A 21599-nucleotide genomic window follows, 5' to 3' on the forward strand; every position below is an offset into this window, starting at 1 on the left:
TCGATGCCACGCCGCTGTTTTCTCCGGATGGCCTGCCGCGCTGACGAAGGCCGGCTATATCGCAGGCAGCAACGCTACCGCGCAGCGAACGACGATTTTGCCACGTATATCAGTGAATTCACTTAGTTGTGCACGTGATACGGGAAAGCCACGTGAAGGATTGAGAAAACTAGGATTGCGCTTATCGGCTGATCGGGGCCGTTGTCCGGATCTCTGGGCGGCAGCCACTGCAGTCGGAGAGAACGAAAATTTTAATGTTGTAATCTGAGGAGACGATCTTGAAGAAAAAGTATCTGGCTTTGGCCGTGACGGCAAGCGCCTTTGCAGCGACCGGCGCGCATGCCCAATCGAGTGTTCAGCTGTACGGCCTGATGGACCTGAGCGTGCCGACCTACCGGACGCACGCGGATGCGAACGGCAATCACGTGATCGGCATGGGCAACGACGGCGAACCGTGGTTCAGCGGCAGCCGCTGGGGCCTGAAGGGTGCGGAAGATATCGGCGGAGGCTCGAAGATCATTTTCCGGCTCGAGAGCGAATTCGTGGTCGCCAACGGCCAGATGGAAGATCCGGGCCAGATCTTCGACCGTGATGCATGGGTGGGCATCGAGAACGACACGTTCGGCAAGATCACCGCAGGGTTCCAGAACACGATCGCACGCGACGCATCGACGATCTATGGCGACCCGTACGGCTCCGCGCGCCTGACGACGGAAGAGGGCGGCTGGACCAATTCGAACAACTTCAAGCAGATGATTTTCTACGCGGCCAGCGCGACCGGCACACGTTATAACAATGGCGTGGCGTGGAAGAAACTGTTCGACAACGGCATTTTCGCCAGCGCGGGCTACGCGTTCGGCAACTCGACGAGTTTTGGCTCCAACTCCAACTACCAGGCAGCGCTCGGGTACAACGGCGGGCCGTTCAACGTGTCGGGCTTCTATAGCCACGTGAATCGCGTTGGCTTCACGAACCAGTCGTTCTCGGTGGGCGGCAACTACACGTTCGGTATTCTGCGCGCCAATGCGGGTTACTTCCGTTACCTGGGCAATCAGGGCGCGCTCGGTCAGCGTCAGGACAATGCCTTTACCGTGTCGCTCAAGGTCTCGCCGAAGGGGCCGTTCGACTACGAACTCGGCTATCAGCAGATGCGCGTGAAGAACGTCGCTTACAACGGCGACGGCGATATCCCGAACGCCAACATCGGCGCGTTCGATCCGACCTCGGGCCTCCACAACGGTTACAAGGAAACGCTGTACTGGTCGGCGTTCTATCACCTGTCCAAGCGTACTGAAGTGTATCTGGCCGGCGACTACATGAGGCTGCATGGCGGCTACACCGTCGGCTCCACCTTCGGCGCGACCAACCAGCTCGAACTGACCACGGGCGTGCGCACCCGCTTCTGATCCGGTAATCGGAAGCGCGCTGAATCATTCATCGATGTGCTCCTACTAGCGGCGGCGGACTTTTCCGCTCGCCGCTTTTTTTCTGCCCAGCGGGTTGAGGAAGACAACCATGTTCAGAAATACCACGATCCGGACCGCTCTGACCGTCACGATCGCCGGCTACACCGCCGCGTTGCTGCTTGTGATCGCAACGTCGATCGCGGGCCTGGAAACGGCCAACACGGCGCTCGACAGGATGTACAGCGAAGAGACGGCGGCGCTGCGACACCTTGGCGCCAGCAGCGAAGCGCTTCTGCAGGTGCGGGTCGATCTCGGTGCGTATGAGACGCTGGTCGCGCAGGGAAAGCCGACGGATGCGGTGCTCGCGCGAGTGCATGCCGAACAGACGGCTAGCGATCGCGAGTTGGCGGCCTATGCCGCGCAAGCGCCTTCGAACGAGGTTGAGCGGAAGCTGACCGACGCGCTGCGCGCGAAGCGCGAGCTATTGATGAAACAGGCGCTGGCCCCCGAAATCGCGGCGCTCGACCAGAACGATTTCATGTCGTTCCGGACGACGGAGCGGCAGGCGCCCGACACCCTGTTCAGTGATTACCGGAACGCCGCGCTCGCACTCGAGGATTTTCAGGCAGAGCAGCAACAAGCGCGCTTTGCATCGGCGCAACAGCGTTTTCATACGCTGCTCTGGCTGTTCGGCGCGATCGGGTCCGCCGCCATGATCCTCGGCCTCTTTGCGCGATCTGCGCTGACGAATTCGATCGTGCGGCCTATCGATGCCGCCATTCGCCATTTCGAGCGCATTGCCGCGGGCGATCTGGCAGGTGAGATCGCAACCCTGCGCGTCAACGAGATGGGTCGCTTGATGAGCGCACTCGGACGGATGCAGGCGGGCCTCGTGGCCGCCGTGAGTCAGGTGCGCCAGGGCACGGCGGCGATCACGGACGGCGTGGGCGAGATCGCAAGCGGCAATGCCGACCTGTCGACGCGAACCGAGCTGCAGGCGGCGACGCTGGAGCAGACCGCATCGAGCATGGAAGAATTGACGGCGACGGTCCGGCAAAATGCCGATAGTGCGCGGCAAGCCAGCGCGCTCGCGGAAAACGCGTCGGAGATCGCGGTGCGCGGCGGCGACGTGGTGGGCCAGGTTGTCGACCTGATCGCGGACATGTCGTCGAGTTCGACGAGAATCGTCGATATCATCGGCGCGATCGAGGGCATCGCGTTCCAGACCAACATACTCGCCTTGAATGCGGCTGTCGAAGCTGCGCGCGCCGGCGAGGAGGGACGCGGATTCGCGGTGGTTGCGGGCGAAGTGCGCGCGCTCGCGCAACGTTCGGCGGCCGCTGCGAAGGAGATCAGGGAACTGATCGGCGATTCGGTGGCGAAGGTCAGGAACGGCGCCGAACTGGCGACCCGCGCGGGCGAAACAATGGCCGAAATCGTCACGGCGGCCCGCAACGTGACCGGCATCGTCAGCGAGATCAGCGCCGCCTCCGAAGGGCAGTCGCGCGGTATTGATCAGATCAATGCCGCGATGACGCAGATGGACAACGCGACGCAACAGAACGCCGCGCTGGTCGAGCAAGCCGCCGCTGCGGCGGCGTCGCTGGAAGATCAGGCGCGCGCGCTCGTCGATGCGGTGGCGGTGTTCCGACTGCGTGAAACAGACAGGCCGTCTGCCGGGGAAACCAGCGAGCAGAGCTGGAGCACAGCCGCGTTGTCGACGGCGGGCGCATGACGATATCCAGCCGCACCGGATGCGGTCCGACTGAAAGCCTCATGCCTCACGGCACGGCATGCCGCCCCGGTGCAACCCGCCACGCCGATTGGCAGTCCAAGAAGTAGGGCATGCGGCAGATGCGAGGAGGTGTGCGATGAACGGTCGAGCAGCAGTCCGGTTGATGGGCGTCGCCATTTGCGTCGCGCTCCTTACGTCCAGCTTGCTCGCGGGTCTCGCCGGATGCGACGCGCTACGCGGTCCGCCGGCGGCGGAATGGCCAGGGCCTTACGCCCCCTATCCTTTCCCGGACGATGTCCCGCATCGCACCGAATGAGCCGTACGAACTCCAGTTTGAAGGACCACGCACGCAGCGACTAACTCGCTGCGATGCTGATTGTGCGCGTGACATCGACAACCGACAGCCGGATCGCGTCGATCAATGCGCGCGCCGCAGGTGAGGGCGTGCCGACGGCCCGCATGGTCAGGCCAATGTCGCGCCGGGTGTTGTGCAACGGCACATCGAGCACCGCCAGTTGACCGGATTGAACTTCGTAGTGCAGTTGCTGGCCCGATAGCGCCGCGACCATGTCCGTGCCGAGCAGCAGCCCACGAATCACCGCAAGGTCGGCTGTCTCGACCGTGGGCATGGGCGGCTTCACTTTCATTCGCCTGAATTGCGCTTCGAACAGGCCGCGAGCCGGCGCATTGCTGCGCGGCACGATCCACTGTGCGTCGCGCAGATCCATGATGGTCAGATCGCGCGCACGAGTGAGCGCGTGGTCGCGCCGCACCAGAATCACCATGTCTTCCGACATCAGGCGCTCGTTCTTCAGACCGCTGCTGGCGTCGTTATCGCGCAGCGCGCCGAGAATGAAGTCGATGTCGCCCGCGCGCAGACCGGCGACCAGCGCCTCGTAGGCGCTTTCGTCCGTGATGACGCGCACGCCCGGATGCTGCGTGGTCATCCGCGCGATGGCCTTGGGCAGGAGCAGCGTGCGCCCGAGCGGCAATGCGCCCACCGTCACCGCCCCCTGGATCTTGCCGTGCAAGGCGGCGATATCGTCGGGCACATGCCGCAATTCGTTCAAAGCGCGACGCACGTGAAGCAGAAACGTTTCGCCTTCCGTGGTGAGCAGGATTCCGCGCGGGCTGCGATGGAACAGGCTCAAACCGGAGCCGCTTTCCAGCACGCGAATCGCGGTGCTCACGGCCGGCTGACTGATGCCGAAGGTCTTCGCCGCGCTCGGCATATGCCGATGCCGCGCCAAGGCGATGAAAAGCTGAAGCCGCCGGGTGTTGAGCAGATAGGCCGGCAGTGCGCCTTCCGCGGTTGGGCGCCGGCGTGCCTGCCTCGCCGAGCACCACTGCGCGAGCTCTTCCAGCTCGGCGAAGATGCGCTCGCAACGCTGCAGCACGGCCCGGCCGACGGGTGTCGGGAGCATGCCTGAGGGACCGCGATCGAAGAGCGGCTCGCCGAGCGCCGACTCGAGTTCCTGCACCGACCGCGTCACCGCCGACTGGGCCCGAAACAGCGCCGCTGCCGCACGCGTTGCGCTGCCCATGTCGGCAACGAGTCGAAATGCGCGCAATTGCGCCAGGTTGAGGAGTTCCTTGCTGCTCACGGACGGCGGCGCTCTGGCTGGCGGAGGTCCGACGCGTACGCGATCGTGTGCTGGGTGATCTGATTCATGGGTCTCTACTCAGTCGAGGCCATCAAGTATAGCCATGCATCAAGTCTCGTACCACGCCTGGCAGGCGGCTTGCGACTTGGTTTCCCGGGCATCTGTTTTGTTTATCGAATGCGGGTAGGCAGGCTAGGCGGCCAGGCCGAAAGACGTTCATCCGGGATGCCCCAAACCCTATATCCAGTGGGGTTTCCCGTGCTTTCCCGCGGTCCCGCCACGAGCGGCCAGGCCGCTTGCGAGCAATTTAACCGGTGCGAATGTGGTTTACCCGTACTTTCGGCAAGCCTGCATGATCCTTATGGTTGCACCTCAAGATGGTTGCAATGGCTGCCGCTCCGGTAGCGGCGCCCCATCCGATTGGCGCGGGTTGGCGCGCGGCACGAAGCAACGGAAGACAACGGGATATGGCAAGGATCATGGGTGGAATCGGCACGTTGCATGTGCCTACGATCGTTCGATCTGACTTACGAACCTGGGCATGTACGCCGGCATGCGGGGTGAAACACTCGAGGCGTTTCTGAAAACGCGCGGGGTGCCGGAAGCCGTGTAAGGCGGCCCGACTCTGCGCCGCATCCTGTTTAGCGGCTTTTCTTTTCAATACCAAGAAGACCCCGGCTTTGACAGAGCGCCGGGGCGGGCAACTGTTTTCTTCGGAGACACGCATGAAATCTGCAGACTCGGTCGACATCAAGGCGTTTATCGACGCACGCAAGATGTCGGGCTACCAATGGCTGGTCCTCGTTCTATGTTTTCTGATCGTCATGATGGACGGCCTGGACACTGCCGTGATGGGCTTTGTCGCGCCCGTCATCATGCATGACTGGAATGTCAGCCGGGCCGCCTTCGGTCCGGTGATGAGCGCCGCGATGGTGGGCCTCGCGATCGGCGCGCTGGCCGCAGGGCCGATTGCCGATCGCATCGGGCGCAAGAAAGTGCTGGTTGCCTCCGTGTTGTGCTTCGGCTTCTTCAGCCTGACCTGCGCGTTCGCCGACTCACCGGTGGAACTTGTCGCACTGCGCTTTCTGACGGGCCTGGGTCTCGGCGCCGCGATGCCGAACTCGACCACGCTGCTCTCCGAGTACGTACCGTCGCGCAGCCGCTCGCTGCTGCTCACGATCATGTTCACCGGCTTCAACTTCGGTTCGGGGGCGGGCGGATTCGTGGCGGCTTCGCTGATTCCGCACTTCGGCTGGCGTGCGGTGTTCATGTTCGGCGGCATCTTGCCGCTCCTCAGTATTCCCCTGCTGCTGTGGCTGCTGCCTGAGTCCGCGCGTCTGATGCTGGTGCGCAAAATGCCGACCGAGCGCATTGCTGCAACGCTCGGCCGCGTCTGCGGACATGTCTTCGGCAATGACGCGCGCTTCACCGCGCCCGAACCCGTGGTCGCGGCGAAGGCGCCCGTGCGCATGCTGTTCGCGGACGGCTACGCATTCAGCACCTTGATGCTATGGCTCACGTACTTCATGGGCCTGCTGATCATCTATCTGCTCACTGGCTGGCTGCCGACCTTGATCAAGGACGCCGGTTTGCCGGTCGAGCGTGCCGCCGCGATCACCGGCATGTTCCAGTTGGGCGGCACCGTGGGCGCCGTTGCGGTCGGCTTCGCGATGGACCGCATGGATCGCAATGCGGTGATCGGTGCGGCGTATCTGCTCGGCGGCGTGTTCATCTTCGCGCTGGGCATGGGCACGCTCAAGTCGAACCTGCTGCCGGTTCTCGTCACCTGTGCCGGCTTTTTCATGAGCGGCGCGCAGACCGGCCTCAATGCGCTTGCACCGTCCTGCTATCCGACACGTGCCCGTGCAACCGGCGTGAGCTGGATGCTCGGGTTCGGCCGGCTTGGCGGCATTCTGGGCTCGCTCGTGGGTGGTGCGCTGCTGTCGCTGGGATTCAGTTTCGGAACGGTATTCGCGGTGCTCGCCGTGCCTGCGCTGATCGCTGCCGCGGCAATCGTCATGAATCGTCTCGCGCTGCGCTTCATTACCAGTCCCGTGGCCGACGCCTGAACAGGTTCGCAGCGACCCGCGCATGAAGGCGCGGGCTGTTGCGAAGCACGGCATCCCTTACTTGATGTAGTTGAAGGAGAGCAGACATGAGCGGCGATTTCAGCGTGAGCGGCAGTGGACTCAACAAGACCGTGACGGCGAATGCGACGGCATGGCCAAACCGCGCGGCGATGATCCGCGCGGGCCTGACCGGCGGATTGATCGGCGCGGTGATCATCTGGATTTACGAAGCGCTCATCTGGGTGGGCGCGCAGCACCTGATGCCGTTGGCGGGCATTCCACGCAACGCGACGGGACTCGTGTTCGGCAAACAGGTGCAGGAATCGATCGGCGTGTGGGCTTACATCGTCGGCACGGGCATTCACTTCGTGTTCGCGTCGGCGTGGGGCATTCTGTTCGCCGCAATCTGGCCTTACTTTCGCCGGCGCGGATACGAAGCCACTTTCGTGGCGCTGTTTTACGCGGTTTTCGCGTGGATCGTGATGCATGTGGCCATCATGATCGCCTCCGATAGCCATCCGAACTATTACGACCCGGCTGTGATCATCGGCGGCTTCATGTCCCATCTCTTCTTTACCGTTCCGCTGGCCTTGACGGTGAAGCGAATGCTGCAGCCGCAGGGGCAATAGCGCCAGGTGTCTGGGGGACATCGAGCCGCATGCCGAACAAGATAATTTCTACAACACGTATGATTTGGAGATCTGGAGAATGATTAAAAGTATCAGGCGAGTGGACGTTGTGCTGTTCGGCGCAGCGATCGCAGCTTCCGTGCCGGCATTCGCACAAAGCAGCGTCACGCTGTACGGCGTCGTCGACAACGGCCTTTCCTACACGAACAATCAGACAAGCCTCGGTTCCACCAGTGGAGGCAAATCGGCCGTCAAGATGACGCCGGGCGTGTGGGCGGGCAGCCGCTTCGGCCTGAAGGGCGGGGAAGACCTGGGCGGCAACACGAAAGCGATCTTCCAGCTCGAATCCGGCTTCAATTCGGCAAGCGGCGCCCAGCAATACACCAATGCGATGTTCGGCCGCCAGGCGTGGGTCGGCGTGACCAACCCGACGTACGGGACCTTCACGGCGGGCCGCCAATACGCTTCGTATTACCAACTGCTCTCGCCGTATAGCCCGACGACCTGGATCACCGGCTACTACGGCGCGCATCCCGGCGATATCGACGGCCTCGACACGATCTACCGCGCGAACAATACGCTGGAATACACGTCGCCGCAGCTCTATGGCCTGAAGGTGAGCGGCTCGTATTCGCTGGGCGGCGTGGCGGGCAGCACGAACCAGGGCTCGACGTGGTCGACCGCGGTTCAGTATGCGATGGGGCCGGTCGGCTTGGCGGTCGGCTTCTCGCGGATCAACAACTCGACCGCGGGCGGCGGCACATGGGGCGCGGATTCGACGACCACGAACGGCGGCTCGCAGATCGGCGTATCCGCGCTGACGAACGGCTATCAGACCGCGCAGGCGCAACAGCGTTTCGCGGTAGGCGGCGGTTACACGTTCAATAGCGCGTGGGACATCACGGCCACCTATTCGAACGTCCAGTACATTCCGGGCAGTGGCTCGAAGTTCCACGATACGGCGATCTTCAATACCGGCGGTGCGGTCTTGCACTGGAAGCCGGCCGTTGCGTGGGACTTCGGCGCGGGGTACAGCTATACCCGTGCCACGCGCGCGAACGGCATTACGGACAGTGCGCAATACCACCAGTTCAATCTCTCCGAGTATTACGCGTTGTCCAAGCGCACGGGTTTGTATGCGCTGGAGGCGTACCAGAAGGCGAAGGGCAAGACGCTGGGAACCAGCGGCGCCGGGCACATCATCGACGCCACGGCGACCCTCGGCGACGGGTATAACAGCGCGCCGTCTTCGTCAGGCAGTCAGTTGGCGGTGGGCGTGGGCATTATTCACCGGTTCTGATTTGCGGTGTTTGTGGTGAGAAAGGCCGGGGCGTGGTTCAGACCCCGGCCTTTTGCTTTGTGCGAGCGGTTGCCCGCCAACCGGTGTGAGCCGAAAAGGAGGCCGAACGTCTTTAAGGCCTAGTGACGGTTACGCAAAACCTATTACATCCGAGGTAATTGGCGAGCCGCACGCTCACGCCTAATCTTCGGTCATCGCGCCACTCATCCCGAGCGGCGCTGACGACCAGGGACACACCATGTCGACGTTTCACATTCATACGATTGAATCCGCACCCAAGCAATCAAAGCCAGTGCTTCGGCAACTCCAGCAAAACTTCGGCCTGATTCCCAACATCGCGGGCGCCATGGCTGAATCGCCGGTGTTGATCGGCGGCTTCATCGGCATCTTCCAGAAAGTTCATGCGGGTACTTTTACCGAAGCGCAGATACAGACTCTATTGCTGACTAACGCGGTGACCAACGCATGTTCATGGGCGGTTGCGTTTCACACCGCACTCGCGCTGAAAGAGGGCCTTTCACCCGCCGACGTTCAAGCGATTCGCGATGGCCGCGCACCGGCCGATCGCAAGCATGCGGCGTTGTCGACCTTGACGAAAACAGCGATCGAGAAGCGCGGACACCTGGGTGACGAGGACGTGAACCCGTTTCTCGAAGCCGGCTTCCGTCTGGATCAGGTGCTCGAGGTTCTCACGGTGCTGGCTGCGTCCACGATCACGAACTACGCCGGCAACATCACCCGGCCTCCGCTCGAAGCACCTTTCCAGGAGTATGTCTGGACCGCATGAGTTTCGTCCCGAAGAGCCGCCCGGCGACTGGGAGTATGCTGAGCAGCGCAGTTCGAACGACCGGATGGCGCCGGACCTCCACGATGCGCCGGCGCCATCCGTCACTGAACGCGATCTGAATCGACTTGCGGACCAGAGGCCAATGAATCCTGCGAATCCCGAAAGGAAGACGCCACCGAACGAACTCGGCGCGTTGTTGCGTCACTGGAGAGACATGCGCGGCATCAGTCAGTTGGACTTGTCGTTCAACGCGGGTGTCTCGCAGCGTCATATCAGTTTTATCGAAAGCGGACGCAGCGTGCCGAGCCGGCAGATGCTGATGGATATCGCCCAGACGCTCGATATTCCTCTGCGCGAGCGCAACACGTTGCTATTGGCAGCCGGCTATGCGCCGATGTATGCCGACGGCGCCTGGAACGCACAGGACATGCACAGCGTCACGAAAGCGCTCGGACGCATGTTGCGCCAGCACGAGCCGTTTCCGGCGCTCGTCATGGATCGCTACTGGAACGTGCTGATGACCAACGAATCCGCACCGCGTTTTTTCAATTGCTTCATCGATATGGCCGCGCGCAAGGAGCCGCGCAACATGCTGCATCTGATTTTCGATCCGGATGGGATGCGTCCGTTCATTGCCGATTGGCAAACGGTGGCGAATAGCCTGATTCAGCGTGTCTATCGGGAATCGGTCGGTCGCGTGGTCGATGATCGGACGCACGAGTTGCTGGCCGCGCTGCGTGCCTATCCGGAGGTGCAATCGGATTTGAAGTCTTCCCGGCGCGCCGACGAAGCCGGGACGGCTGCTGCGGCGATGCCGGTGATACCGATCGGCTTCGTCAAGGACGGCGAGGTCCTGAATTACTTTTCAATGGTTGCAACCGTGGGCACGCCACAAGCCGTGGCCGCTCAAGAACTGCGTATCGAATGCATGTTCCCGGCGGACGACGAGACCGAAGCGCGACATCTTGAGATGATCGGCGCGGTCCAGCCGCGCTGACTCATCGTGTTAGAGGCTCAATGCCGCACCAGACGGCATCCCGGGCGCATGCACCGCGACGGTCTTGCGGACCTTGGCGACATCCGTCGCGCTGACCGTCGAACCGGTATTGCCCCAGCTGTTGCGCACGAAGTTCGTGACGTCGGCGACTTCCTGATCGTTCAGGCGCCAGCCGAAGGCGGGCATCGTGAACGAAGACGGCGCCGTCTTCGTACCGTCTTCGTGCCGTCGAGCGTGCTGCCGGTCGATGAATTCGGGCACACCGGCTTCGATCGCGCCCGGGCCTTCGCTGTCCGATGGGATCAGGCGATCGACCGCCGCGTGGATGAGCGCCTATTCCTTCGCGTCGAAGAAATGTGGCTTGTAGTCGACGCCGCAGACCGGGTTCGCGGAGGCAGCGCCTGCCCGGCGCCACGTCCTGCGTTGCTCGCCGGCACGTGAGACACTTCCGGGCGGGGCTTTTGCGAATCACGCCAGGCACGTCACAATCGAGGGATTCACCGTCAAGCGACACCATGGAAAACCTCCTCAAGAAACTCGACCTCACCTCGTTGCGCCTGTTCGTCGCCGTCTGCCAGGAGCAGAACATCGCGCGCGCGGCCGAGCGCGAGTTCATCGCGTCGTCCGCGGTGAGCCGGCGCATTGCCGAGATCGAGGCGTTGATCGGCTTACCGGTGATTCAGCGCCAGTCGCGCGGCATTACGGTGACGCCGGTCGGCGAGACCGTGCTGCGCCATGCGCTGGCGATCATCGGCAACATCGAACAAATGAGTGCCGAGTTGTCGCGTTTTTCGTCGGGGGCAAAGGGGCGGGTGCGGGTGGTGGCGAATCTCTCGTCGATCGTGCAATTCTTGCCGGAGGACGTTGCGGCTTTCGGGCGCGTGTTTCCGGAGGTGTCGATCGAACTGGAGGAGGAGAACAGCGCGGACGTGTTGCGTATCGTCGACGAACACGGAGCGGACTTTGGCATCTGCAATCCCGTAGCGGGGAGTGAAACGTTCGAACAGGTGCCGTATCGGGAAGACCGCCTGGCGGTGCTGGTGCCGGGCGGCCATCGTCTGGCTTCCGCTGCACGGGTGGCGTTCAACGAATTACTCGACGACAGCTTCGTCGGCCTGCGCAGCGAGAGCGCGCTGACGAAGCTTCTCGCGCAGCAAGCGGCGGCCAGCGCGGGGCGGCAGCTCGACGTGAGGATCCGCGTCAGCAGCCTCGATGCGCTGTGCCGGATGGTCCACGCCGGCCTCGGTATCGCAATCGTGCCCGAGCAGGTGGGCCTGCTCTATGTGAACGCGCTCGACGTGCGCTTGCTGTCCTTGAGCGACGCCTGGGCGGTGCGGCATCTCATCATGATCTTCAAGTCGCGCGATCAGTTGAGCGCCAGCGCGGCGGCGCTGGTGGGGTTCCTCGGCAGTAAGCCCTAGCGCGCGGGACGCATCGCATCATTCTCCAAACAAGACGGCTGCGTTGCCGCACTGGCACTTCGGCATCGCTTGCGCGCGCCGTATAGTGAGCGCAAGGAGAATGCTTATGAGCGACACGATTCGTCTGGACGGCCGCGTGCTGTTCCTGTCCCAGGACCCCGCGGTGATCGAGGCGCAACTCGCCGGCGACAATTTCACGCGCGCCACCGCCGGTGCGCTGCGCGATGACGTCTCCACCGACGAAATCACCCCGGTCACCGTCATGCTCACCTATGACGAACGCCTCGGCCAGTATCCGTACGTCGGCTTCAAGGCGGGCGAGCGCCTGCCGATCGGCCGCCATGCGGTCAAGGACGGCGGCTTCCAGGTGACGGTGGCGGGCAAGCGCTACGGCAAGGGGTCGTCGCGCGAATCGAGTCCGTTGGCGGAGTTGTCGGCGGGCATTCGCTTGATTGTCGCCGAGAGTTTCGAGCGCATCTATCAGCAGAACTGCGACAACATCGGCATTCTCACCACGACTGATTTCTCCGTGCTCGATCGTTTGATGGCGGGCGAGGCGGTGCCGATCGACGCGTTTCTCAAGGGACGCGATGCGCTCACGCAGCAGATCATTCGCAGCGGCGGGTTGCTGGCATACAGCAAGTTCGCGGACTGGCCCGCGCCGCGCGTGCGGGAGGTGGCCAACGCGGCTAACGCGTCGAATGTGGCGGACGCAGTAAGTTCCACGGAGCCGAAGACGCTGGTCGAGAAGATCATCGAGCGTCATCTTCATCCCGGCATTGAAAGCGCGCGCCGCGGCGACGGCGTGTTCATCGCAGCCGACTGGCGCTTCAGCCACGACTACTTCACCGGCATGTGCGCGCATCTGATGCATCGCGCGTTCGGCAAGCCCGCGCCGCTGCATGCGCCGGATCACATCATCGCGTTTCAGGACCACCTGGTGCTCGCTTCGCAAAGCATTCCACACGTTCGCGACGGATTGCTGCCGGGCGTTGCCAATTTGATGGAAGGGCATACCTCGTTCTCGCGCGACTATCCGGTGCGTTCGCAAGGCGCGCTCGATAACGCGCCGGGTTCCGAGGGCATCTGTCATGCGTTGATGGCCGAGCAGTACGCGTTACCGGGGCAGGTTGCGTGCGGTACCGATTCGCACACGCCGCATTCGGGCGCGCTCGGCTGCCTCGCATTCGGCGCGGGCGCAACGGACATCGCCAATAGCTGGGTGACGGGCTACGTGCGCTGCAAGGTGCCGGAGACCTTGCGCGTCGAAATCGACGGCACGTTGCGCGACGGCGTCACGGCGAAGGACGTCGTGCTGCATCTGCTGCGCATGGACGCGATTCGCTCGGGCGGCGCAATCGGCCTCGTGTTCGAATACGGCGGCGCGGCGGTGCGCGCGATGTCGATCGACGAGCGCGCCACGCTGACCAACATGGTCGCGGAGTTGGGCGGCTTCACGGGCATCGTGGAACCGGACGAACGCACGGTCGCGTTTCTGAAGGAACGGCGCGGCGTCGATTTCACCCTTGAAAACTGGATGAAAAGCGATGCAGGCGCTGTCTATCGCGACACGATCCGCATCGACGCCAGCGCGATCGAACCGATGCTCGCGCGTCCAGGCGACCCGGGCAACGGCGTGCCGGCGCCGCAACTGGAACAGGACGTCGCGATCGATATCGCGTATGGCGGCTCGTGTACGGCGGGCAAGCGCGAAGATTTCGACTTCTATCACGAGGTCTTGCGCTGGGGCGTGGAGCAGGGCATGCGTGTGCCCGAGGGCACGCGTCTCTTCCTGCAATTCGGCACGATGGCGGTGCGCGCCTATTGCGAGAGCCAGGGTTATTTGCCGGTTTTCGAGCGCGCGGGCGTGACGCTCGTGATGCCGGGCTGCGGGTCGTGTGCGAATTGCGGACCGGGGCAGTCGGCGGATGCGAGCGAGGTGACGATCAGCGCGATCAACCGCAATTTTCCCGGCCGCTCAGGGCCGGGCAATGTGTGGCTCGCGAGTCCGTACACCGTCGCGGCCAGCGCGCTGGCCGGGAAAATCACGACCTTCGAACAATTGAAGCGCACCCGCAGCTAAAATGCTGGCCGGACCTTACGGCCCGGCATCGTGGTGCGCGTGACACGCGAAAATACGAAAGGCCGGCACAAGACCGGCCTGGGCGAGCATCCTCGTGCGTCGCCTGCATGACTCGCATCACCAGGAGACAAACACTATGGCATCCCCCGATCACGCCGGGTCCGTCGCGCGTCGCGACGGCGGCGCGGCATCTTCCGCAAGCGCCACTGCTCCGGCGTCCGTGGCGTCCACTACGCTCGACGCCGGCAATATCTCCGCGCGCCTCGACCGGCTGCCCGCCACGCGCTCCATCTGGAAGCTGGTGGTGCTGCTGAGCCTCGGCTTCTTCTTCGAACTGTACGACCTGCTGTACTCGGGCTATGTCGCGCCTGGCCTCGTCAAAAGTGGTTTGCTCACCGCGACGACGCATGGTCTGTTCGGCTCGACCGGCGTCGCGAGTTTCATCGCTGCATTGTTTAGCGGGCTGTTCATCGGCACGATCGCGTGCGGCTTTCTCGCGGATCGCTTCGGGCGCCGCGCCGTGTTCACGTATTCGCTGCTGTGGTACACGGCGGCCAACGTCGTGATGGCGTTTCAGGATACCGCGACGGGTCTGAACTTCTGGCGCTTCGTGGCGGGGATCGGCATCGGCGTCGAGCTGGTGACGATCGGCACGTATATCTCCGAGCTGGTGCCCAAGCAGATTCGCGGCCGTGCTTTCGCATGCGAACAGGCGGTTGGTTTTATGGCGGTGCCGGTGGTTGCGTTTCTGTCCTATCTGCTGGTGCCGCGCACGCTGTTCGGCCTCGATGGCTGGCGCTGGGTGGTGTTGATCGGCGCGCACGGTGCGCTGTTCGTGTGGTGGATCCGGCGCGCGTTGCCGGAAAGCCCGCGTTGGCTTGCGCAACAAGGGCGTCTCGCCGAAGCCGATCGCGTGATGAGCGCGCTCGAAGCGAAAGTGCGTAGCGAATACGGCCGTGAGTTGCCGCCGCCCGCGCTGCCGGTGCCGGTCGCGCCGCGTGGCAGCTTCCGCGATATGTGGGTGCCGCCGTACCGCAGCCGCACGCTGATGATGACGATCTTCAATATCTTCCAGACGGTCGGCTTCTACGGCTTTGCGAACTGGGTGCCGACACTGCTGATCAAGCAGGGTATTACGATCACCACGAGCCTGATGTACTCGAGCGTGATTGCGCTGGCTGCGCCGATCGGTCCGGTGATTGGCCTCTTTATCGGCGACCGCTTCGAGCGCAAGACGGTGATTGTGGCGATGGCGGCCGTGAATATCGTGTGCGGGCTGTGGTTCAGCCAGGCGTCCGGCGCGGTGTTGCTGGTGAGTCTCGGCGTGTGTTTGACGCTCGCGGGCAATATCATTTCGTATAGCTACCATGCGTATCAGACTGAGCTTTTCCCGACTAGCATTCGGGCACGGGCGGTGGGCTTTGTTTATTCGTGGAGTCGCTTCTCGGCGATATTCACGGCGTTTTTGATTGCGGCGGTGTTGAAGCACTTCGGTACCACTGGCGTGTTTGTGTTTATCGCCGGTGCGATGCTGATCGTGATGCTGGCGATTGGGTTGATGGGGCCGCGGACGAAGGGGCTTGAGTTGGAGAGGATTTCCAGATAATCGAGCGTGAGGCGAGGGGAGCGCAGATCAAGGGCATGCACGGTCAATTTTTAAAGTTCTTTGTGTGATGTGCCGTTGATCGCAACGTACCGACGCGTTGTCGTAAGGGCAACTCGCAGCGAATTCCCGAACGAAAAAAGAATAGATGCCGCTACACCTGAAGTTTTCGCTTTCCTTTCTTTGGAGTGCATTCGTTTTGCTTGCCACGCTGCCTCAGGTCGCATGGTCGGCAGCCCGCAGTGCAGTCGAACCGGAGGCGCCGCTTAACGAGAAAATTGTTCGCGTGCCCGTTCAATCGTCGCCGCTAGTCACACTGGAAGTGACGGTGTATATGCCTGCACACTCTGCGGGCGGTGGTTCCTTTCCGCTCGCGCTCATCAATCATGGTGCGTCGCACGATCCGCTGAACGCGCCGCGCGTGGGCGATCAATTCATACCGTGGTACTTTCTCTCGCGAGGCTATGCCGTCGCCATGCCGATGCTGCGCGGCTACGCCCATTCCTGGGGCCATCTCACGCCGCACGGTTGCGACGTACTGGCCATTGGCAACGATGCCGCCAAGGACATTCGCAAGGTGCTCGATTATGTGAAAAAAATCCCCGGCATTGACGCCAGGCAGATCGTCGTCGCGGGCAAGAGCATGGGGGGCTGGAATACGCTCGTATTCGGTGCGCAGAATCCTGCGGACGTGAAGGGACTGCTCAATTTCGCGGGTGGCGTGAAAGAGGCTGATTGCAGCAAGCCCGACGAAAGCCTGATTACGGCTGCCGGTGAACTCGGCTCGCGCACGCGCTTGCCATCGATCTGGTTGTACGGCGACAACGACCAGACTTTCTCCAGCGCGACGTGGAAAGGCATGTATGCCCACTTCACGGCCGCGGGCGGTCATGCGCAACTGGTGGACTATGGCGACTTCCAGAAGGACGCGCGGCAGGCCTATACACGTTATCTAGCCGCGACACGGCCGCGGGCATTTGCGATCGCACGCGATGGCGCGTGGGGGCAGGCGTCCGGGATCGATTCGATCAACGCGGCTCTGGTGCAGTGTGCAAACGGCCACGAGGAATGCCGCGTCTATTCGGTGGACGGCGATGTTGTATGGGCCAAAAAGTAGTGTGCACATTCACCAGCGTTGGAGCGCGCAGCGCCAGGTATTGCACGAGTGCTGGAGAAGCAGGATAGGGTCGCCCCTGGGGCTGGAGCGGACACTCCTGGCGTGCGTATGAATGACTGCAACTGGGTGATAGCACCAGTTCGATGAGCGCTGACAGAGCGCACGGTGGAGTCTTCAACCGCAGCTTTACGGCGGGTTGGGTGAACGCGTACTGCCGGTCATTTTTGGCCGTTCGCCGTCGTCTGCGCCTGGACATTCGAGCGGCGGTTGAGCCTAAGTAATAGACATTCAGAGGGCCGACTGTCAAGCGGCGGATATGTGGCGACCTTTGCCTGCTTCATTCGAAGTCGTATATCCAGGCGCGCGCCGCGCCAGGCCCTCGCAACATGGATAGTCCAGGTTCGCAAACGTGGCGGAGTCGTTCTAATCATTGGCCCACGAGTCGCTTGCTCACTATGTATTCACCCGTGTTTGCGGGCCATTGCGAGCGGATTTTCGTCAGGACCGCCTCCGGAAGCGGAACATAGTCCAGGGCATTGACGGTCTCTCCCCCGTGCCTGAATGCCCAATCAAAGAACTTCAACGTTGCTTCGTCGTGCCCTGGCTTGTCGGGTGTCTCATGAAGTAACACGTAGGTAGCGCCCATCACCGGCCATGCATTCCTGTCCGGTTGGTTGGTCGGCAAGTGATAGAGCGAACCGGACCAGTCGGCGCTGGCCACCGCTGCCTTGAACGTTTCGAGACCCGGCTGAACGGCGTAGCCCGCGGCATTGATCATGGCCGTGTACGTTAGATGGTTCTGTTTCGTGAAGTCCCACGCGACATAGCCAATGGCGCCTGGCAGGTACCCGACGTATGTGGCAACGCCCTCGTTTCCTTTGCCGCCAATGCCGAGTGGCCAGTGCACGCTGGCGCCTTCGCCGACCTTGCGCTTCCATTCCGGGCTGACTTGTGCAAGATAACGCGTCCAGATGAGGGTCGTGCCTGAGCCGTCCTGTCGACGCACGACGGCGATAGGCGTGTTGGGCATCCTGATTTTCGGGTTCAATCGCGCTATCGCGGGGTCGTCCCAGTACAGAATCTTGCCGAGAAATATCTCGGCGAGTACCTGCCCAGTCAGCGTGAGTTCGCCCGCCTTGATACCCGGGAGGTCCACGACCGGCACCACGCCGCCGATGGCCGTCGGGAATTGCCTTAACCCATTTTTAGCCAATTCATCGTCGGTGAGCGGTGCATCCGATCCGGCAAAGTCGACCTCGTCGGCGATGACCTGCTTGAGTCCATCGGACGAACCCGAACCGTGATAGATCACCTTGCTTCCGCCCGACTTTTGATAATCGGTGGCCCACCTGGTGTAGAGGGGCGCGGCGAACGTGCTGCCCGCTCCGGTAATGTCGCCGGAATAGGCTGCGGCTGCAAATAGACTGCAAAGCAGACCGGCCATTACTGTGCGCACTGTTCTCATGAACGTCTCCGGTTGGTTCGTCGCGGGGAACTACCCTGGTCCGAAGCTGTTCGCCGCATGCGGACTACAGCGTCGGAATCACGCTCGGAAACTCCAGGTGGTACTCCACGCGCTTGACGCCGGGCACGCCTTCGGCCGCGATCCGGATCGCCCGTTTTTCCTCCTCGGATTCAATCACGCCCCATAGATGCGCGACGCCGTCCTTGACGAGCACGCCCTGTTTCGGCAATCCCCAGCGTTTCCCGTGCATTTCCAGGACGATCGCTTCGCGCAGGCTCACATCGTCGTGCGAAGCTGAGTCAACGGCTGGCGCTGCGCTCGCCAGGGCGCGAATCAGGTTCGAACGGCTCACGATTCCGACCAGCTTCCCGTCTTTGAGCACTGGCACGCGTTTGAGGTGCCGGCGCTCCATGAGGTCTGCAATCTGATCGAGCGGCATGTCCTCCGAAATCGATATCACCTGTTCGCACATCACGTCTTCGACCGCGTGACCGTGCTCCTTCACGTACCTCGCAGCCTGACCGCGGGGCGATGACAACAGGAATTCGAGCCACCACCGGCGTCTCCCGTGGACGGTGCCATTTTCCACACGATGCAGCAGGTCGCCCTGGCTGACGATGCCGACGACCTTTCCGTCCGCAGCGACCACCGGCATGCCGCTAATACGGTTGTCGACGAACAGTCTTGCAGCATCGTGGATCGTCATATCTGGTGTAGCGATAACGACGGACGTAGTCATGATGTCGAGCGCACGCATGATCGCTCCTTCAACGTGTCACGACGGGTCCCCACGTGTTGCACCCGTCGCGCGGTTTCGGCAGACGCACCGGTGGCGGACCGTCCGGTGCTGAGGCGCCGCCTTGGCATTGCCGACGTGGCATGCCAACTGTGACGACTGTATTCGCTGACCAGATGCGTATGAATTAGGCAACTCTCCTAAAAGAGGCTCGGGGATTTCCTTATTTTGTGAGCGAGCTTCGCTCTATCGGCTCTCGATCCACTGAATTGCGAACCGCATCAGGTCCTTGCCGTTACGGATAGTCAGCTTTTCTTTGATATTGGCCTGGTGCGCTTCGATGGTCTTCACGCTCCGATTCAGTTTCTCTGCGATTTCGCGGGTGCTGAAGCCGAGTCCGATCAGGTGCAGGATTTCAAACTCCCGTTCTGAAAGGTTTGCTATTTGGCCCTCCGCCGTTTTGTGGGGGACCGTAAGGGCCCGCGCCAGCTTCTCGTGCATGGCGGCGCTCACGTAAATATTGCCTGCCAGCACTTCGCGGATGGCGCTGATGACGTGCTCTGTGGCTTCGAGTTTCATCAGATACCCGTTGGCCCCGGCCCTTAGTGCGCGTTCGGCGAACAGGCTTTCGTCATGCATGCTGAGGACGAGAATCGCCAGATTTGGGTAGCGGTGACGGAAGGTCCTGACAAGCTCCAGGCCAGAGTCCGATTGCAGACTGATGTCCACAATGGCCATGTCGGGCTGGCAGTCCATCGCCGTCAGAGCTTCTTCGGCACTGCCAGCTGCACAGCAGACGTGCAGATCCTCTTGCAGATTCAGCAAGTGCGTCATCCCGTCACGGATGATGGGATGGTCATCCACGATCAGGATTTGAATTGCACGGTCTGGGCTAGCGGGTTTCCTGTGCATGGCCAGGACCCTCCGGTAGCGGATAGTTGATTGCGACCGTGGTGCCACCCCAACCGTTGCGGGTCACGGTACAGGAGCCGCCCAGAAGGCTTGCCCGGTGACGCAGGTTGCGCAGTCCCAGCCCCGAGGCACGCCCCATGTCTTCCTGGCCGATGCCTACCCCGTCGTCACTGATCGAAAGCGTTTGCAGACCGCCTGCCCGCTCCAGCTCGATCCAGATGCGGTGGCCGCGGCAATATTTCAACGCGTTGTTGACTGCTTCCTGTGCGGCGCGGTAGAGGTTGATCTGCATCAGCGGATCCAGCAGGTCCACATCTGGTGCGATCCGCAGCATGCAATCCACGTCATTGAGCGTGCGAGCCGTTTCCGCCAGCCCCTGCAGTGCGGTCTCAAGGCCACCATATTCCATCGCGACCGGGTCGAGGCCATGGGCAATCCGGCGGGTCAACAAGGACGCCTGCTTCACCAATCCGACAACGGTAGTGGCGTCGGCGGCAGCTGGATGGCCCTGCGCCTGCAGTTTCTGATTCAAGGCAGCGCAGTACAGACCCAGGCTGGTCAGGTGTTGTCCAAGCCCGTCGTGCAGTTCCCGGCCGATGAGTCTCTGCTGCTGATCGCCGATCTGAATCAGCTCCCCTTCCAATAGACGGCGTCGCGCCATCTCCTCCTTTAGTTCATTGTTTGCCTTCTCCAGGTCTTGGGTCCGCTCCTGGACGCGTCGCTCCAGTTCGACGTGGGCTGCCTGCAGCAACCTGTAGACGCGCCGCTCCTGAGCACGTGCCGCCACCAGCAGCAGTCCGGTGACCGCGACGACGTTAGCGAATGTGCACCATCTCACGAGGCTGTCCACTGGAGATTCGGCAGCGAAGGGGCCTGTGCCATGGGTGGTACCCCAAATGGCCACGACCGAGACCATCAGGGTCGCGATGGCGGTGCCCAGGTGATCGAAACGTAGAGCCGCCCAGATAATGAACGGGAAAATCGCCAAGGCTGCAGGATAGTAGCCGTGCCCGGCAAGTTGTGGGGAGCCGAAGATGACGTAGCTTACCCAGAAGGTCGCAATGGTCAGCGCGCTCGCTTCTATAGTCCGCTCCACAGAGCGGACAGGGATCGAATACGTGAGGAAGCTGAACACGGGCGGCGCCACGACCAGGACCCCCATCATGTCACCGAGCCACCATTTCAGAAAGGCTGCGAAGTACCCGGTGACCGACACCAGGCCTCCTGCAAGCAGGGCAGTCGTGCCAACCAGCGCACTGACTGCCGTGCTCATCACCGCAGCCAGGCCGATGAAGGCCAGCACGTCATTGATGCGGTCGAGGGTGATCTGGAATCGGGTCGCGCGTTTCAATAATATGGCTGCCGTCAAGGCTGCAACCATAGACCCGGTGCCAATCACCGCAGCCGTGGCTACGGGTACGCCCCCCGACACGTTGGCGAGGAAGGAGCCAATTGCAATTCCCGGGGCAACTGCGAAACCCCGCGCGAGCAGCGCAACAAGAGCGATGCCACTGGAAGGCCATACCAGGGAGATTGCGCCGCCCACCACCGCATAGGCGAGCCCTATCTTTGCACCTGCGTAATACGCCAATGCAACAATGGCGGTGCACAGGAAAAGGCTGAATCTGGAATTGCACCGGATGGTAACCATTGTTCGCTTCTTCCTGAGGCGGGAGCACCAATACGCTCTGGCGTGACATCACCTGCGGGACGGCGGATATGCTCCGATACCCCT

At 62.2% G+C, this 21599-nt stretch carries 16 protein-coding genes and 2 pseudogenes; 11 read left to right on the forward strand and 7 right to left on the reverse strand.

Going from position 1 to position 21599, the window contains the following annotated elements; all coding sequences use genetic code 11:
• Window positions 1–278: 278 nt before the first annotated feature.
• Both DSC91_RS04675 and DSC91_RS04680 read left to right on the forward strand, forming a co-directional pair.
• The gene (locus DSC91_RS04675; protein ID WP_115777052.1) at window positions 279–1406 is read left to right on the forward strand and encodes a porin; all 1128 of its coding nucleotides are present in this window, start codon (window positions 279–281) and stop codon (window positions 1404–1406) included.
• Between the two features lie 109 nt (window positions 1407–1515).
• Window positions 1516–3141, forward strand: coding sequence for a methyl-accepting chemotaxis protein (locus tag DSC91_RS04680; RefSeq protein ID WP_115777053.1), 1626 nt, complete (start codon window positions 1516–1518; stop codon window positions 3139–3141).
• A 356-nt stretch (window positions 3142–3497) separates the two neighbouring features.
• Here the strand turns inward: DSC91_RS04680 and DSC91_RS04685 are convergent, their stop codons facing one another.
• Entirely contained in the window at window positions 3498–4745 is a 1248-nt protein-coding gene (locus DSC91_RS04685) for a LysR family transcriptional regulator (RefSeq protein ID WP_115777054.1), read from the reverse strand.
• A 725-nt stretch (window positions 4746–5470) separates the two neighbouring features.
• On the opposite strand from DSC91_RS04685, the gene DSC91_RS04695 reads away from it, so the two are divergent.
• From DSC91_RS04695 to DSC91_RS04715, 5 genes are all read left to right on the forward strand, one after another.
• Window positions 5471–6814, forward strand: coding sequence for an MFS transporter (locus DSC91_RS04695; RefSeq protein ID WP_115777055.1), 1344 nt, complete (start codon window positions 5471–5473; stop codon window positions 6812–6814).
• Window positions 6815–6900: 86 nt separating this feature from the next.
• On the forward strand, window positions 6901–7443 hold the full coding sequence (locus DSC91_RS04700; RefSeq protein WP_115777056.1) for a hypothetical protein: 543 nt from the start codon (window positions 6901–6903) through the stop codon (window positions 7441–7443).
• Between the two features lie 79 nt (window positions 7444–7522).
• Entirely contained in the window at window positions 7523–8743 is a 1221-nt protein-coding gene (locus tag DSC91_RS04705; RefSeq protein WP_115777057.1) for a porin, read from the forward strand.
• A 238-nt stretch (window positions 8744–8981) separates the two neighbouring features.
• Window positions 8982–9530 (forward strand): carboxymuconolactone decarboxylase family protein, encoded by a 549-nt coding sequence (locus tag DSC91_RS04710; RefSeq protein WP_115777058.1) that lies wholly within the window; start codon window positions 8982–8984, stop codon window positions 9528–9530.
• Window positions 9531–9672: 142 nt separating this feature from the next.
• Entirely contained in the window at window positions 9673–10527 is an 855-nt protein-coding gene (locus DSC91_RS04715) for a helix-turn-helix domain-containing protein (protein WP_115779692.1), read from the forward strand.
• A 9-nt stretch (window positions 10528–10536) separates the two neighbouring features.
• Here DSC91_RS04715 and DSC91_RS04720 read toward each other — a convergent pair.
• Window positions 10537–10743: pseudogene (locus DSC91_RS04720) on the reverse strand (c-type cytochrome); the annotation flags it as partial.
• A 57-nt stretch (window positions 10744–10800) separates the two neighbouring features.
• Window positions 10801–10854: pseudogene (locus DSC91_RS38645) on the reverse strand (hypothetical protein); the annotation flags it as partial.
• A 188-nt stretch (window positions 10855–11042) separates the two neighbouring features.
• Here DSC91_RS38645 and DSC91_RS04730 point away from each other — a divergent pair.
• The 4 genes from DSC91_RS04730 to DSC91_RS04745 all read left to right on the forward strand — a co-directional run bounded on the left by DSC91_RS04730 (window position 11043) and on the right by DSC91_RS04745 (window position 16751).
• Window positions 11043–11948: a LysR family transcriptional regulator gene (locus tag DSC91_RS04730; protein ID WP_115777061.1), complete on the forward strand. Its 906-nt coding sequence runs from the start codon at window positions 11043–11045 to the stop codon at window positions 11946–11948.
• A 106-nt stretch (window positions 11949–12054) separates the two neighbouring features.
• Entirely contained in the window at window positions 12055–14031 is a 1977-nt protein-coding gene (locus DSC91_RS04735) for an aconitase family protein (RefSeq protein ID WP_115777062.1), read from the forward strand.
• 136 nt (window positions 14032–14167) lie between these two features.
• Window positions 14168–15637, forward strand: coding sequence for an MFS transporter (locus tag DSC91_RS04740; RefSeq protein WP_115777063.1), 1470 nt, complete (start codon window positions 14168–14170; stop codon window positions 15635–15637).
• Between the two features lie 145 nt (window positions 15638–15782).
• Entirely contained in the window at window positions 15783–16751 is a 969-nt protein-coding gene (locus DSC91_RS04745) for a dienelactone hydrolase family protein (RefSeq protein ID WP_115777064.1), read from the forward strand.
• A gap of 427 nt (window positions 16752–17178) precedes the next feature.
• Here DSC91_RS04745 and pstS read toward each other — a convergent pair whose 3' ends face one another.
• From pstS to DSC91_RS04765, 4 genes are all read right to left on the reverse strand, one after another.
• On the reverse strand, window positions 17179–18216 hold the full coding sequence (gene pstS, locus DSC91_RS04750; RefSeq protein WP_115777065.1) for a phosphate ABC transporter substrate-binding protein PstS: 1038 nt from the start codon (window positions 18214–18216) through the stop codon (window positions 17179–17181).
• A 64-nt stretch (window positions 18217–18280) separates the two neighbouring features.
• Window positions 18281–18973 (reverse strand): CBS domain-containing protein, encoded by a 693-nt coding sequence (locus DSC91_RS04755; RefSeq protein ID WP_115777066.1) that lies wholly within the window; start codon window positions 18971–18973, stop codon window positions 18281–18283.
• A gap of 225 nt (window positions 18974–19198) precedes the next feature.
• On the reverse strand, window positions 19199–19864 hold the full coding sequence (locus DSC91_RS04760; RefSeq protein ID WP_115777067.1) for a response regulator: 666 nt from the start codon (window positions 19862–19864) through the stop codon (window positions 19199–19201).
• The gene (locus DSC91_RS04765) at window positions 19845–21515 is read right to left on the reverse strand and encodes an MASE1 domain-containing protein (RefSeq protein WP_115777068.1); all 1671 of its coding nucleotides are present in this window, start codon (window positions 21513–21515) and stop codon (window positions 19845–19847) included. The genes DSC91_RS04760 and DSC91_RS04765 overlap by 20 nt, the downstream gene beginning before the upstream one ends.
• Window positions 21516–21599 lie beyond the last annotated feature (84 nt).

This window comes from Paraburkholderia caffeinilytica, from assembly GCF_003368325.1.
GTDB lineage: Bacteria > Pseudomonadota > Gammaproteobacteria > Burkholderiales > Burkholderiaceae > Paraburkholderia > Paraburkholderia caffeinilytica.

Bases quoted from the DNA above. Each gene is read 5' to 3' on its own strand.
- DSC91_RS04680 (WP_115777053.1), top strand. From the start codon at position 1,516: ATGTTCAGAAATACCACGATCCGGACCGCTCTGACCGTCACGATCGCC.
- DSC91_RS04695 (WP_115777055.1), top strand. From the start codon at position 5,471: ATGAAATCTGCAGACTCGGTCGACATCAAGGCGTTTATCGACGCACGC.
- DSC91_RS04700 (WP_115777056.1), top strand. From the start codon at position 6,901: ATGAGCGGCGATTTCAGCGTGAGCGGCAGTGGACTCAACAAGACCGTG.
- DSC91_RS04705 (WP_115777057.1), top strand. From the start codon at position 7,523: ATGATTAAAAGTATCAGGCGAGTGGACGTTGTGCTGTTCGGCGCAGCG.
- DSC91_RS04710 (WP_115777058.1), top strand. From the start codon at position 8,982: ATGTCGACGTTTCACATTCATACGATTGAATCCGCACCCAAGCAATCA.
- DSC91_RS04715 (WP_115779692.1), top strand. From the start codon at position 9,673: ATGAATCCTGCGAATCCCGAAAGGAAGACGCCACCGAACGAACTCGGC.
- DSC91_RS04730 (WP_115777061.1), top strand. From the start codon at position 11,043: ATGGAAAACCTCCTCAAGAAACTCGACCTCACCTCGTTGCGCCTGTTC.
- DSC91_RS04735 (WP_115777062.1), top strand. From the start codon at position 12,055: ATGAGCGACACGATTCGTCTGGACGGCCGCGTGCTGTTCCTGTCCCAG.
- DSC91_RS04740 (WP_115777063.1), top strand. From the start codon at position 14,168: ATGGCATCCCCCGATCACGCCGGGTCCGTCGCGCGTCGCGACGGCGGC.
- DSC91_RS04745 (WP_115777064.1), top strand. From the start codon at position 15,783: ATGCCGCTACACCTGAAGTTTTCGCTTTCCTTTCTTTGGAGTGCATTC.
- pstS (WP_115777065.1), bottom strand. From the start codon at position 18,216: ATGAGAACAGTGCGCACAGTAATGGCCGGTCTGCTTTGCAGTCTATTT.
- DSC91_RS04755 (WP_115777066.1), bottom strand. From the start codon at position 18,973: ATGCGTGCGCTCGACATCATGACTACGTCCGTCGTTATCGCTACACCA.
- DSC91_RS04760 (WP_115777067.1), bottom strand. From the start codon at position 19,864: ATGCACAGGAAACCCGCTAGCCCAGACCGTGCAATTCAAATCCTGATC.
- DSC91_RS04765 (WP_115777068.1), bottom strand. From the start codon at position 21,515: ATGGTTACCATCCGGTGCAATTCCAGATTCAGCCTTTTCCTGTGCACC.